Origin of the sequence: Leptospira stimsonii, from assembly GCF_003545885.1 — a bacterium.
GTDB lineage: Bacteria > Spirochaetota > Leptospiria > Leptospirales > Leptospiraceae > Leptospira > Leptospira stimsonii.
Genome location: NZ_QHCT01000001.1, coordinates 40,298 through 54,753 on the forward strand (window position 1 = coordinate 40,298; position 14,456 = coordinate 54,753).

General features: G+C 43.2%; 10 protein-coding genes. 5 read left to right on the top strand and 5 right to left on the bottom strand.

The window, feature by feature from the left end; genetic code table 11:
- Nucleotides 1-20 precede the first annotated feature (20 nt).
- Nucleotides 21-1,655 carry an ABC-F family ATPase gene (locus tag DLM75_RS00155; protein WP_118967889.1) on the bottom strand — a complete coding sequence of 545 codons (1,635 nt, stop codon included), beginning with the start codon at nucleotides 1,653-1,655 and terminating at the stop codon, nucleotides 21-23.
- Nucleotides 1,656-1,766: 111 nt separating this feature from the next.
- Between DLM75_RS00155 and DLM75_RS00160 the strand changes: the two genes are divergently transcribed.
- Together DLM75_RS00160 and DLM75_RS00170 are read left to right on the top strand one after the other, a co-directional pair.
- Complete coding sequence (locus DLM75_RS00160) at nucleotides 1,767-3,623, top strand: OmpA family protein (RefSeq protein WP_118967890.1); 1,857 nt, start codon at nucleotides 1,767-1,769, stop codon at nucleotides 3,621-3,623.
- Nucleotides 3,624-4,296: 673 nt separating this feature from the next.
- Complete coding sequence (locus DLM75_RS00170; protein ID WP_118966567.1) at nucleotides 4,297-6,735, top strand: transglycosylase domain-containing protein; 2,439 nt, start codon at nucleotides 4,297-4,299, stop codon at nucleotides 6,733-6,735.
- On the opposite strand, the gene DLM75_RS00175 is transcribed toward DLM75_RS00170, so the two are convergent.
- On the bottom strand, nucleotides 6,713-8,272 hold the full coding sequence (locus DLM75_RS00175; protein ID WP_118966568.1) for an ABC transporter substrate-binding protein: 1,560 nt from the start codon (nucleotides 8,270-8,272) through the stop codon (nucleotides 6,713-6,715). The two genes, DLM75_RS00170 and DLM75_RS00175, sit on opposite strands and share 23 nt — an antisense overlap.
- On the opposite strand from DLM75_RS00175, the gene DLM75_RS00180 reads away from it, so the two are divergent.
- The 3 genes from DLM75_RS00180 to DLM75_RS00190 all read left to right on the top strand — a co-directional run bounded on the left by DLM75_RS00180 (nucleotide 8,272) and on the right by DLM75_RS00190 (nucleotide 12,802).
- Nucleotides 8,272-10,161: an ABC transporter ATP-binding protein gene (locus tag DLM75_RS00180; protein WP_167731711.1), complete on the top strand. Its 1,890-nt coding sequence runs from the start codon at nucleotides 8,272-8,274 to the stop codon at nucleotides 10,159-10,161. The genes DLM75_RS00175 and DLM75_RS00180 overlap by 1 nt on opposite strands.
- Before the next feature lie 23 nt (nucleotides 10,162-10,184).
- On the top strand, nucleotides 10,185-11,216 hold the full coding sequence (lpxK, locus tag DLM75_RS00185) for a tetraacyldisaccharide 4'-kinase (protein ID WP_118966569.1): 1,032 nt from the start codon (nucleotides 10,185-10,187) through the stop codon (nucleotides 11,214-11,216).
- A 263-nt stretch (nucleotides 11,217-11,479) separates the two neighbouring features.
- A complete protein-coding gene (locus tag DLM75_RS00190) occupies nucleotides 11,480-12,802 on the top strand; it encodes an LA_0442/LA_0875 N-terminal domain-containing protein (protein ID WP_118967892.1) in 1,323 nt (440 codons plus the stop codon).
- Here the strand turns inward: DLM75_RS00190 and DLM75_RS00195 are convergent.
- Genes DLM75_RS00195 through DLM75_RS00205 form a run of 3 tightly spaced genes read right to left on the bottom strand, consistent with a single transcriptional unit; the run spans nucleotide 12,784 to nucleotide 14,360 of the window.
- On the bottom strand, nucleotides 12,784-13,113 hold the full coding sequence (locus DLM75_RS00195; RefSeq protein ID WP_118966570.1) for a helix-hairpin-helix domain-containing protein: 330 nt from the start codon (nucleotides 13,111-13,113) through the stop codon (nucleotides 12,784-12,786). The two genes, DLM75_RS00190 and DLM75_RS00195, sit on opposite strands and share 19 nt — an antisense overlap.
- Entirely contained in the window at nucleotides 13,110-13,871 is a 762-nt protein-coding gene (locus tag DLM75_RS00200) for a HesA/MoeB/ThiF family protein (RefSeq protein ID WP_118966571.1), read from the bottom strand. Before DLM75_RS00200 ends, DLM75_RS00195 begins: the two co-directional genes overlap by 4 nt.
- 15 nt (nucleotides 13,872-13,886) lie before the next feature.
- Nucleotides 13,887-14,360 (bottom strand): HEAT repeat domain-containing protein, encoded by a 474-nt coding sequence (locus DLM75_RS00205; protein ID WP_118966572.1) that lies wholly within the window; start codon nucleotides 14,358-14,360, stop codon nucleotides 13,887-13,889.
- Between the last annotated feature and the right edge of the window lie 96 nt (nucleotides 14,361-14,456).

Below are 14,456 nucleotides of genomic sequence, written 5' to 3' on the forward strand. Positions count from 1 at the left end.
GGAAGAATTCTAAAAACGAATCAGGTTTCCGCGAGAACCGGGCCGCCGGACAATCGTTTGTAAAATTCCGCACCTTCTCTTTCAAGGAAATCTTCGTAACTTCCTTTAAAATCCCGAATTCCTTCCGTGGAAACTTCGATTACTCTTGTAGCGAGAGAGGAAACGAATTCCCGGTCGTGAGAAACGAAGATAACGGTCCCCTCAAAGACGGATAACGCGTAGTTGAGCGCTTCGATCGTTTCCAAATCTAAGTGGTTCGTCGGCTCGTCGAGTGCAAGAAGATTGTCTCCCGTCATGATCATTCTTCCGATGATAATGCGTGATTTTTCTCCTCCGGAAAGGACGCTCGTAGGTTTTTTAGCCATGTCGCCGCTAAACAACATTCTTCCTAAAATGGCGCGGATCTCTTCCATCTCCGTTCCCGGATCCGCATAACGATAGAGCCATTCCACGATCGTATCCGCGTCTTCCACGATTCCTTCCCTGTGATCTTGAGGAAAGATGGAAGCGGTGACCGAATCTCCGATGACAACTTTTCCGGAATCGGGTTCGAGCTGTTTCATTAGGGTTTTGAGAAGAGTTGTCTTTCCAACTCCGTTGGTTCCGATGATCGCGATCTTTTCACCTTTGGTGATATTGGTCGTAAAATCCTTGAAAATCGGTCTGTCATAGGATTTCGAAATATTCTCCGCGAGGATCACGTCCTTACCCAAAGGTTTTTTAATTTTAAAACGAATATATGGAGAAACCCGAGAAGAAGGTTTTACGTCGTCGAGTTTGATTTTTTCGATCTGCTTTTGTCTCGAGGTGGCTTGTTTGGATTTACTCGCATTCGCACTAAAACGAGTTACGAATTCTTGGAGTTCGGCAATTTTTTCTTTCTTCCGTTTGTTCTCGTCTAAAAGTCTTTCACGAGCCATCGTAGAAGCTTCCATGTATTCGTCGTAGTTTCCGGGATAAATCGTAAGTGATTGATAGTCTAAGTCGGCGATATGAGTCGCGATCGAATTGATGAAGTGACGGTCGTGGGAAATCACGATGACAACGCCGCGATAATTTGTTAAGAATTCTTCCAGCCAGTGAATCGTCTTTATATCCAAGTGGTTGGTAGGCTCGTCCAAAAGAAGAACTTCCGGCTTTTCAAACAAAACCTGAGCCAATAAAACGCGGAGTTTAAAACCTCCGGTCAAATACGAAAGAGTCTGCGTATGACTCGAAGTAGGAATTCCCAATCCTTCGAGCAATTCTCCCGCGGTACTTTCGGCTTCGTAGCCGCCGAGTTCACCGTATTTTTCTTCGAGTTCGGAAACTCTCATTCCGTCTTCGTCGGACATTTCCGGTTTGGAATAGATCGCGTCTCTTTCCTGGGAAACTTCCCAGAGTTCCTTATTACCCATGATGACCGTGTTGAGCACGGTTTCGTTTTCAAATTCGTAATGATCCTGTTTTAAGTACCCGACCTTTACTCCAGCGTCGATCGAAACGGTTCCGTTGGCGGCTTGCTCCAGACCCGCGAGAATCTTCATAAAAGTGGATTTACCGGAGCCGTTCGCGCCGATCAATCCGTAGCGGCAGTTCTCCTTGAATTTCACCGAAACGTTCTCAAAAAGAATTTTTTTACCAAAGTTTAGGGTTAATCCGGAAGTGCTGATCATCTGAGAATACCTGCCAGGGGGAGAATCATGACCATGATTTTCAAGGTAGGGTTTTTTGCCAAGAAAAAGGAGAATCAAGAAGTTTCGAAATTCTACCGAAGGTTAGAGTGTATGCGCTCCAAACTTCGATCCATTCTTCCTCTGATTCTAAGTTTCCCGTTCCTTACGGGTCTTCAAGCCGAAGACAAAATCTTTACGGGAAAGATTCTTCAATTCGGAAAATTATTGAGCACGGAGAACGCATTCATTCCGATCGAGTCGAACGAAATCACAGCCGAACTTTCCAAACTCAACGACAAGACCGTTCGAATTCTTTGCAACATGAAGGGTTCTACGTGCAATCCGATCCGTTATGAAATCCATCCTTTTCTCAATGAGAGCGAGATCAAACCTTGGACGATCAAAAAAATTCCCGATTACGTAAATCATAATATCTTTGCATTCAATCCGACCGCGTCTCCGGACGGGAAACATCTTTTCTGGACCGCTTATATCAAAAGAGGTAAATCCGGAACTCAGAAGATTTGGTATTCCAAACTCGATGAAAGAGGATTTTGGGAAGACGGAAAAGAAATGGGTTCTCCCCTAAACAACGAGATGCCTTCCGCAGTGATCTCCGCCCTTCCCGGCGGAAACGAACTATTCGTCTTCGGAACGTTTGGCGAAAAGGAATTGTTGGACGAACTCGGAAAAGAATTCGAATCCAAAGGAGAAGCCGCGGCCCGTTCTTCCAAAAATTCGAACGAATACAGAAAGAAGATCGATGAACTCAGAAACGAATACGACGACAAATCAAAACAGATCACAAGAAGAGTTCCTTTGTACAAAAGTTTTAAGGAGAAGGATTCTTGGTCGAAGCCAAGTATATTAAAATTTCCTGATTTTTATAATTTATATAGAAAGAAAAACGATTCCAGCCAGGAAGTTTTCGGTGGCTCCACACTTTCTTCTTCGGGAAGAATTTTGATCTATTCTTCCCAACACAAGGATGCAAAAGGAAAACTCGATCTCTACGTGAGCAAAATGTTATCGGACGGAACCTTTCCTCTCGGAATGAATCTAGGAGAAGTGATCAATTCCGAACACGAAGAGATGGCGCCGTTTCTAGCGAGCGACGATCGAACTCTTTATTTTTCTAGCGACGGACACAAAGGTCTTTCCATCTACATGACAAGAAGAATCGGAGAAGGTTGGGACCAATGGACCAAACCGACCGAGGTTTCCGAAAATCTGAAAGGTGTGAATTTCTTTTCTATTCCGGCAAACAGCGACTGGGCTTATATAAGCAAAGAAGGACAGTTGTTTATGGCGTATCTTCCGAAGGAGATGCGACCTGACAAAGTCGTCGTGGTCAACGGAAAAGTAGTCGACACGGATGGAAAACCCCTATCTGCCGATATATATTATGAATCCTTAAAGTCCCATGAAAAAATTGGAAGCGCTAAAAGTGATCCGGCCACAGGAAACTTTTCCATCGTCCTTCCGTTCGGAGAAAACTACGGATTTTACGCGCAAAAGAAAGGATATCTCCCCGTTTCCCAAAATCTGAATTTGAGTTCTCGAAAAAAAATTCCAGATAACGTGGAAGTCGTATTACAATTACCACCGATCCAAGAGCGTGGTACGATTCAGATCAATAACTTATTTTTTGAATCGAAAAGTTTTCAGATCGCTCCCGAGTCCGCCCCGGAATTGGACAGACTCGCAGAAATCGTAAAAGAAAATCCGGAAATCGAAATTCAGATCGAAGGACATACCGATAACGTGGGTAAGAAAAAGGACAATCTCCTGCTTTCCGAAAAACGCGCGTTAGCTGTGGCGGAGTATCTTTCCAAGAGACATTCGATTCCTATGCAAAGAATCCAGACTCGCGGTTTTGGAGACAGTGTTCCTCTCAATAAGAATGATTCCGATGAAGGTCGAAGGAAGAATCGAAGAGTGAATTTTACGATCTTGAAGAAGAAGTGAAAAAATAGGGAGTTCCCGCACTTGTTTTCTTTTCAAAATAGTTTTTGTCAAAGAAGCCTTTTCTGTGAAGAGAGAAAAGGTAGGAACTCCTAAAAATTTTCAAAATGTTCTTAGAATTCGTCTTCGTTTGTTTCTGAATTGAAACGGAGTGTTCATGGAGTTCCGACCTGATTTATAGTCCAGAAAGAAAAGTCCGTTTTTTAAGGGAGTTCCCGCATTCGTTGTTTCTTCAAAATAGTTTTCCGAAAAGAATCCCGCTTCGCCTGAGAAATCGGAAAAAAAGGAACTCCTCATTTTTATCAAGGATCGATTTGAATCTCTGATCGAGACGTTCTTAAAATTCGGATGAGGTTCCGCTTCCCCTCCAAATTCGATTTTTAAGTGAATATCTCAATAAAAAACTCCGGAGTTCCGACCTGAATTCAACCTCAAAGCAAGGATTCCCTTTTTAGGAGTTCCCACATCGATTGATTAAAATTCAATTGAAATTCCTTGAAAAACAATTTGTCGGAGTTCCTACAAAACGCCGCTCTATAAAAATCATTTGACAAAATCGGTGAAAAGGTTTTCGAACCAAGGCTCGGAAACTCGTTCGAAAGAATTCTAATACTTTACAAGGAATCTACCGTTTCTATTGTCTTTCTCTGAGATCAACAGAGATATAGAGGAAACGATGGCATCCGGTAGCGAGAAACTATTTTCCATATTTCATTCCCTTAAGGAAGGTCTTCAAAACCTCTTCCTCTTTTCAAAAGCTCATTGGAAACAAATTCTAAGATACGGCGGAATCGCGACGATTGCTGTTTCGTCTTTTTTAATCGGCGGCTCTTACGTGGTCTGGCTTACGAAAAAAGACGAGGTAGTTTCCAATCTTGATAAATTTAAGAATGAAGTAACGAACTACTATGAGATAAGTCAGATTCGTCCGATTCGGATATTAGATCGAAACGGAAAAATGATCGGAGAATTTTCGAGAAGAAAGTTTAAGCCGATTCGAACCGATAATCTCGCCGAACACGGAAATATTGTCTGGGCCCTCCTCTCTTCCGAGGATCGTGAATTTTACAATCACCACGGAATCAACTACACGGCTTTAATCAGAGCGCTCATCATTAACTTGACGACATTTCAAAAACAGGGAGGTTCCACTCTTACTCAGCAACTTGCGAAACTCACTTTGGATCTTGGCGCACGAAACATCTTCAATAAGATTACGGAATTCTACTGTACCTTTTATCTGGAAAGTCAATTCGATAAGAATACGATTCTAGCGATGTATCTCAACCGAATCTTTTTGGGGGAAGGAAACACGGGAGTAGAAGAAGCGAGTCGTTACTATTTTAACAAGGCCGCCGCCGAGCTTACTCCGGAAGAAGCCGCCATGCTGGTAGGAATCATTCCTGCTCCTTCGAATTACAACCCTGTTCGAAGCCTCAAGACGGCGCTAAGAAGACAAAAGATGGTCTTAACTCCGATGGCGGAGAACACACATCTTCATCCAAATCCTTCCAGAATAGGAAAGAATTTTTCAAGTCTCTTAGAATCCAATCTCAAGAAGTTCAAAGCGATCTATAAAGTCGAAGTCACAAAAGACGGAGAAAAAGAATTTTATTCCTCCGATATCGCAAGATACGGATTCGATAAGGACTTTACGGTCAACCTCGCACCCGATTTTAATTACGGAATCCGTCAACATATCCTCGACACTTTTTCCGAAATCGATATTGAAACCAGAGGGATGAACGTCTACACGACTCTTGATTACGAAAAACAAGACGCGGCCGAAAAATCACTTCGTGAAGGAATCGAATCCGTCCGTAGGAAATTGCTCGAAATCAAAGCCTCTTATCAAAAGAAAGACAACGCAGAGGAAGCGAGAACACAACAATCCATTATCGACAACATGAACGGTTCTCTCATTTCGATCAATCCGAACAACGGTTATATTGAAGCGATGGTGGGTAGTTACAAAATTTCGAATATATTCCGCCTCAATCGTGCGGTCTCCGCCCTAAGACAACCGGGTTCTACGATCAAAGCTCTCGTTTATGCGATCGCTTTCGAAAATCGAATCATCACTCCTTCCTCCAAAGTTGTGGACGAGGAGATCAATATCAGAGGATACTCTCCGAAAAATTGGTATAAAGGTTATAAAGGAGAGATCACTGCGAGAGTTGCGTTCGCTCAATCCATCAATACGGTCGCAGTAAAATTGTTAAACGAATTCGGAGTTGGAGACTTCTTGGAAAAAGTCTCTATGATTCTGGATATCGATAAAGCGAAATTGGAAAAAAGATTCCAACCCAATCTTTCTCTCGCCCTCGGTTCCGGAGAATTGTCTCCGATGGAACTTGCTCTCATTTACGCGACCATCGCCAATGGCGGCAAAAAAGTGACTCCGATTCAAATTCTAAGAATCACGGATTTCGAAGGAAGCGAAATGTTTTCGGCTCCCCTCAAAGGTCCTGACGAAGCGATCCAAATTTTGGATCCGGTCGCTTGTGCGGAAACGATGAATCTTTTAGAAGCGGTCTTAAGCGAACAAGGAACGATGAAACTCCGACTCAAAGAGGAAAATTCTTTTCCGATGGGTGGTAAAACCGGAACCGTTCAATCTCCTAAAGAGGCTCGGAAAAAATGGGGATCTCGGAAGGGAGTTAGGGACGCTTGGTTTGCGGGAGTCAATCCGGACTTGGTCACCACGGTCTGGATCGGAAACGATGTCGGAGCTCCGTTTGAAGGTTCCGGTTCTGCGATCAGCGGAAATATCTGGTTTCGTTACGTGAATTATATCGCAAGCAATATCGGCTTTTCCGATACGCTGATCAAACCGTTTAACGGCGATTTTGTGAAAGTCGACGTCTGCGGAGATACGGGTTCGCTTCTTCATTCTTCCGTTCCTTGTGCTCATCCTCTCTACGGACAATACTATTACATCGGAGAACAACCCGGACCTCCTTCCGATGTGACTAACGTAACAACGGAAACGAATACTCAAGAAAATTCTCCAGCGATAGGAGATCGAAAAAATGCTCCGCCACAGCCTGAGGACGGAGACGAAGATTCCGTGGAACTCGAACTTCCTGAAGTTAAAGAAATTCCACCAAATTAGAATATCGTTTCGCTCTTTCGGAAAGAAGAAACGTTTCGTAAGGAGACCAGAGAAAGACCCAGGGATATTCTCTCAAAAGAATCTGCAAAGCGTTCGAGGTCTCCGATTCTAAACGTAAGGAATCGGATTTCCTCGTTTTGGAAAGTAAAACTTCCATCTCAGGATTTTCGTAGTGAGCCCGATTTCCGCCGTTCCCTTTGTCTTTTCCGGAAAATAAGGGATCAATAAAGTTCCATGCACCTGGAAGATCGGCATACCAGAAAAGCAACGTTAGATCTCCTTTGCCTTCCGCGTTCTCTTTATAAAGAATCGCTTTTTCCATAGGATGAATCTTGATCTTTAAACCGATCTCTTTCAGAAATCCAGCCAAGGCCAATCCGTTCGCGCTGTTCTCTTCGTCGCCTCGCATTCTAAAATCGATTTCTCTCTCTAAAATTTTCGGGTAACAAGAAGACTGCTTCAGATATTCGATCGCGAGATTCTTTTTATGACTCGAGATCGTATCGATCTCGGGATTCTTATTGAGGATTTCCTTTTTCATCGTTTCCGAAATTGTTCCCGGCGGAACGGAACCGAAGGTTGGATCCGCATTTCCTTCGAGCAATTTTTGAATCACAAGATTCGGATCGATCGCGGTATTGATCGCTTTTCTAAAATTGAGATCAAAACACGGTTCCTTGGATTGAATCGCGATGTATTGAACCCCCGATCCTTTTCTAAAATATAAATTCTCTCTTTTTAGATTCGGATTTTTGAGTAGAAAATTGGGAACACGCATAAGATCCATTCTTCCTTTGGAAAATAAAAATACGCCTGTGGAAGCGGACGCCAAAATTCTCAGACGAATCCTTTTAGGAAGGTTTTCTTTGAGGAACGGATTTTTTTCCAAAAGGATGTAATTGTTTTTTTTCCATTCTTTCAAAACGTAACGACCGGCTTTGAGAGAGGACTCAATATTCTTCTTTTCTAATGTTTCAAAAGATTCCGCTTCGAGGAGATCGGAATCTTTCTGTTTACAGCAAACGATCGCGGCGGGCGGTAAGGAAAGGGCGTCGATTGCCTGTCTCAGTCCACCGCTGATCTTCAATTCGATCTCTTTTTCTCCGATCACTTTTGTCTCTTTCAAAAAAGAATATTGATTTTTTCTCGGCCCAGGAGTGTTTACAAGTCTATCCAAAGATTCTTTGACTTGTTGCGCACTTAATTCATCTCCGTTCGTTAGGCGATGTGACCGGAGTGTAAGTTGAAGAGAACGAAGTTCTTCCGTTCCTCGTAATCGAAAGGATTCCACGAGTTGATACCCTTCCTCTCCGCCGGAGTTTTTTTGAAACAAAAACGGATATAAGAATTTGCCGAGAGTCCTTGAAGACAAATCCGTGGAAAACAAAGGGTCCAAGCTGATCGGATCCGAAGGAATGGAAAGAATCAATTCTTCCGGATCTGCTTCTCTCCGATTACAGCCGGAAAAAAGAAGGGACAAAACAAGGATTCCTGCAAAAAAGGGTAGAGAAGTATTCAAAAGACTAAACCTGTCCAATGAACATCTATAAACGGCTCCTAAAGTATTCCTTCAAGTACAAATACAGACTGATTTCCGGGGTCGTACTTTCTTTTCTCGTTTCGGTCTTAAACGGGGCCTCCCTCACTTCTTTGATTCCGATCTTCGATTCCCTTGGAACCGGAGAAAAGACGAGTTTTGAAATTTCCCTCACAAAAAAAGACAAAGCCCTCATCCAACGTCACGAAGAGAACGATTCTTTATCAAGCGTGGAATCCATCGAACTCACACTTGCCCAATGGAAGATCAAACTCAATTCTTCTCTAAAAACCATGAGCCATGACGAGCTCGTCTTACTTTTTTGTTTTATCGTTTTTCCGGTTTATCTTCTCAAACTCGTCTTCCTTGCCGCGGCCGTCTACTGTATCAACTCGGCGGGTTATCTCGCGATTCGAGACTTAAGGGCGGAGCTATACGCAAAGGCGCAGACGCTTCCACTCAATCACTTTGTGCAGGAAAAAACCGGGATTCTTATGAGTAGAATCATCAACGACGTGGAAGTTCTCGGCAAACTGATCAGCTCCGATCTCAAAGACGCAATCATAGATTTTTTTTATATCATCACGCATTTACTTCTTCTTCTCTACTTGAGTTGGAAAATGTTTTTAGCCGTTTTTATCATCGTTCCCCTCGTGATGGGTCCGGTTTCCGCGTTCGCGGATAAAATCCGAAAAGCGACCCGCAACCAACAAGAACGTCTTTCTTCGTTAAACGGACATTTGCAGGAAGTGATCTCCGGTATTCGCGTGATTCGAGCTTTCTCCATGGAAAAAGTCGAAGCCGATCGATTTCGGGAACTCAATCAGGATCTTTCGGACAAAACCTTCCAAGGACATTTTTATCATCAGATCGGCCCTTCTCTAACGGAATTATTCAGCTCGATCGTCGCGGTGATTTTCTTGAGTTTCGGCGCTTATCTCATGGAAGACGGAACCTTCTCCAGAGGGATGTTTATGGCGTTCTTCCTAACGTTGATCTTCTTGATGAGACCGTTCAAACAGATGAGTATGCTTTCCAACTCGATTCAGAGCGCAATCTCAGCCGGAGAAAGAGTTTTTGAACTTCTGGATCAGGAAACCGATATTAAAAATCCGGAACATCCAAAATTCTTAAAGAAGATGGTGAAAGGAATCCGATTCGAAAACGTAACTTTCAGTTATCCCGGATCCAAAAATCCTGCGATTCAAGAAATCGATCTCGATATTCCGAAAGGGGAAACGATCGCGTTGGTAGGCGCATCGGGCGCGGGGAAATCCACGTTAGTCGATCTTGTTCCTCGCCTCATCGATCCGCAGGAAGGTGCGATCTATTTGGACGATATCGATATCAGAGAATTGGATCTGAGTAATCTTAGAAAAAGAATCGGAATCGTAGCGCAACAGGTGTTTCTTTTTAACGGAACGATACGGGAAAACATCTGCTACGGAAATCAAGGTGTTACGGACGAACAACTCTTCGCCGCGTGCGAACAAGCATTCGCGATGGAATTCATCCTTTCCTTCGAAGAAGGTTTTGAAACGATCGTGGGCGAAAGAGGCGTCATGCTTTCGGGCGGTCAGAGACAAAGAATCGCCATCGCAAGGGCGCTTCTTCTCAATCCGGAAATTCTGATTTTGGACGAAGCGACTTCCGCACTCGATACGGAATCGGAAAGACTCGTTCAACAAGCGCTTGAGTCTCTTTATAAGAATCGAACCGTGATCATCATCGCACACCGACTTTCCACCGTTCAGATCGCGAATCGAATCTTTGCGATGGAAGACGGAAGAATCGTAGAATCCGGAACACATTCCGAACTCATCCAATTGGACGGAAAATACAAAAAACTCTACGACATTCAATTCGCCGAAACGGCCGAAAACGTATAAATTTAGAAAATTCTAATTTACTTATGAAGTCTTTTACGGTTTTATCTCTCATTCAAGTCCTATTATTTCCGATATTTTACGCCCTATCCTTTGTCTACAGAGGACTTTTTCTCCTCGATCAAAAACTCACTCCGAAAAAAAAACTCCCCGGAGCCTTTGTAATCAGCGTAGGTAATTTATCGATGGGTGGAACCGGTAAAACTCCATTCTCCATTTATCTCGCAAAAACGATTCACAGAGAATTTCCAGATAAAAAAATCGTTCTTCTTTCCAGAGGTTACGGTTCCACAGGAACCAAAAACGGCCTCAGAGTCACGCCGCAATCCAGTCCCAGAGAAGCGGGAGACGAACCCCTCCTCTTAAAAAAACATCTTCCATTTGCTGAAGTCTGGATCGGGAGCGATCGATACGCGTCCTATATTCGTTTTAAGGAAGAATTGGGAATCTCCGAAGAGACGGTCGTGATTTTGGACGACGGATTTCAACATCACGTTTTGGAAAGAGACATGGACATCGTACTTTTGGATTCGAGCAAAGTGCGAACGGAAAGGTTTTTAATCCCCGCAGGAAATCTAAGAGAACCGTTCTCCGCGCTTTCGAGAGCGGATTGGATCGTGTTTTCGAAATACGAACCTTCGGTGGAAAGAATCGTTCAAAACTTTCAGAATAAATTTTCCAAAGGAGCCTTGAGATTTTCTTTGGAACCGGACAAACTTTTATCGCCGAGTATGAAATTGGATTCCACAAAACTTTTATACGGGAAAAAAGTTTATGCGTTTACTGCGATCGGAAATCCCGAAGTATTCTTTTCGATGATCCGAAGTTTTCATCCGATCGAATTGGTCACACGATCCTATAGAGATCATCATTCGTATACGATGGAAGACGAGAATGAACTCCTTTCCATATCAAAAGCATACGACTTTGTAATCTGTACGGAAAAAGACTTAGTGAAAATTTCCGATCCTCCGGAGAATCTAAAAATTCTTCTCTTGGAAAGTAAGTTGGACAAAGAAGACAAACTCATCACATCACTTAAGAATCGAATCAAATAGGAACGATTCCTCGTAAATGAATCCGCCCCGATTCACACCACGTCGACACACTTCTCTTCAATTTTTAAAATAGGATTTCTATACTTTTGCAAATTATAGATTTTTGTTTTTATTACAAATGTGATCTGAATTCGTAAGAATAAATCCCCTTTTTTTGAAAGAGTTTTTTCTTTCTAAATCGAACCCTAAAACGTTAAATCGAATTGCAGGAATTAGCCAATATGCTAAGATTCCCCGATACCGGTTGTAAACCGATCCAGAGTATGAAAAAAATTATTTCACTATCCTTATCAGTATTTCTTTTTACGAATCTATCTCTCGGTAGCGAAACGATTCTTCTTAAATCCGGAGACAAATTGGAAGGTTCGATCGTATCCCAGGACAAGGAATCCGTAACCTTCAAGCTCGCGGATGGGAACACAAAAGTGTATCCTAAGTCTGCGATCCGAAAAATTTCCTTTGCAAAGATCGTCGAACCGACTCCCGTAAAAAAAGAACCTCAGGTTTCCGAGCAGGAAAAGAAAATCAAAGAGGACAAAGAACTTGCGGAAAAACAAAAATTAGAGGACGAGAAACTCAAAGCGAAGGAAGAGAAACTTAAAAAAAGAGAAGAGCAACTCGCAAAGGCGAAACGCCATTATCTAGAAGGATCTTTTGGAGTCGGAGGCGGAGAGAATCAATCGGAACTCCGTCCATTTTTTCAGACAGTGCAACTCGCAGGACTTCTTTTTAGTAGCGGGGGTCAAGTGGAACTACAATCCACTCCGTATCGAAGCAAGAATCATAGTTCCACGACCCGCTTATTTTACGCATGGAACCGTTTTACTTTCGAGATCCGGGGAACAGAGGCAAAGGGCAATTTAGACGTCGGTGGATTCCAAACCCTTTCCTACGGAGGAGGCAGTGGTTCCTCTTCTACCCCCGAGAGAGCTACAAATATTCTTTTAGGAAACGGAACGACCAAGTTTCAGAAAATTTCTTCCAGAATCGGTTTTACTCCGTATCCGCACCCGGTGTTGGATCTTCAAATCTTGGGAGGGATTGAAAGAATCTGGACTAAAACTTCTCAGGAAGTCGACAGCCTCGGGGGTATCACCCCTACAGGGATCAATCCCAACCGAGTGAGTTATCGAGAAACGAGCAATCCGTTCAAAGGTTATAGTTTTGGAATCGGATTCGAGTGGAAATTTTTGGAACGATTCACGCTCCAAGGACAACTCCTCCGTTTGGATATGCGAGGTCCTTCCTCCTTTCAAAGCAACGAGTTTCGATTCGAAGTCGCTCCGTTGAAATTCAGCCAATTCGGTTTAGACTATCAATGGAGATCGACAGGGACGGAAGTGAATCTAAAGTTCTCCGCAAAGATCAAGGGAGACGTAAGCTTATTCGTGGAAGCAAGCAATCTAACTCTCAAAAATAAATTGCAGTCCGGTTATATAACGGAAAACGAAGGTAGCGGGAATACGGATCCCTCACAGATCTTACTCAAGGTTTTCGCGCCTCAAATTTTAATTCCGATCTTATTGGATTCGAAGACGGTCTTGACCTACGTTCAGGTGGGCGCGAACTATCGTTTTAATTTTTGAGTTTTGACGGAATCTTTCCAATTCCACCATTTTAGCTTTTCTGAATTCGGTTGTTTCGTGTTCAGTGCGTAGTGGACACAACGAAAGACGTAGAGCATACAACGATCCACATGTCCTCCGTGAAAATCGCAGATTTGAACGTAGAGTTTTTCCGGGTCCTTCGATTTGATTTCATCCAGACTTCGAAATCCTAGATTCCAAAAATCCATCGCGATCGACTTACCGACCCCGGGAAGAGTTTGAAATTCTCTTAGAATATCGGATTGCTCCATATAGTCTACGTTGGATTTTGAATATTCTTTTTTCTTCATATATGAGAACACGCCTTACAATCGGATCGTTTTAAAAGAGAAACTTTGTGGAAATTCATGGATTTGGCTTCCAATTGAAGAATCGATCCGAAAACGCCGGGTGATTCTTCGTTTACCAGTCCCAATAAGAATTTGACCGCCTCGGTAGCTTGGATGCTTCCGATAATTCCAGCCATACTTCCGATCACACCCGCTTCGGAACAACTCGGAATCGCATCAGAGGGAGGGAGGGTTTCGTAGATACAACGGTAGCAAGGATCGATTCCGGGGCGGATTCCCAAAATCATCCCGTCAAAACGAAGAATTCCCGCGATGAGAAGCGGAATCTTCAACTTACAAGATAAGTCGTTTATCAAAAACTTTGTTTCGAAGTTATCGGATCCTTCCAAAATGAGATCGCAATCTTTTAGGAGATTCTCCGCATTCTCCTCTTGAATACGCAAAGGAAAAGATTCGACTTCGATAAAAGGATTCAATTCTTGAATTCTTTGTTTTGCGGTTTCGGCTTTGGAAGAACCGATCTCGGAATGTTTGAAAAGAATTTGTCTTTGAAGATTGGTCGTGTCGACAATATCCGAATCTAAAATTCGAATTTTTCCGATCCCGGCCGCGGCGAGATAAAAGAGAACGGGAGAACCCAAGCCCCCGGCCCCGATCACAGTTACCCGGGAGGACTTGAGTTTTTCTTGGCCCCCGCGTTTGACCTCATCCAGGAGAATATTCCGTGAATAACGGCTGATTTCCGGAGGAGTCAACAAGGGCTTTGGAGAAAATTAGAGTTTGAGTTTCTTTTTGATAAGATCCAAGAAATCGGAAACGTACTCGTCTCCTCTGCGATTCTTGTCAGCGAATTCGAATGCTTCTTTTGTGGAATCTTCCAGTTTTTCATTCTTCGTTGTGATATTGAGAAGAGAAGCTAACGAAGCATAGACGATATCTCCGTTTTCGGAAGAGATGATTTTGTTTTTTAATGCAATCGCCGTGTCGCCTGGTTCGGCGATTTTCCCGAGTGCGATCGCCGCGGCTGTCGCGATTTTCGGCTCGTTGTTGCGATTGAGGAGATTGATGAGTTCGGGAATTGCGGATTTTTCTTTTCCTTTTCCAAGAGCCACTGCGGATTCGTATTTTTCACTGTCGGAACCGGAAGAAAGTGTTTTGATATGCTCGTCGGTCGATTTTTCCGCGAGAAGGGCTCCGGAAGAAAGAGAAACAACAAATGCAAGAATTAGAAGAGAACGAAATTTCATGAGGGACTCCTTTCCCTCGGAAGAATCGTCTCCGGAAACGGAATCGTCAATCGAAAATTGACTTCTCTTTTCTTCCGTCCGAGAATCGAGAGGAAG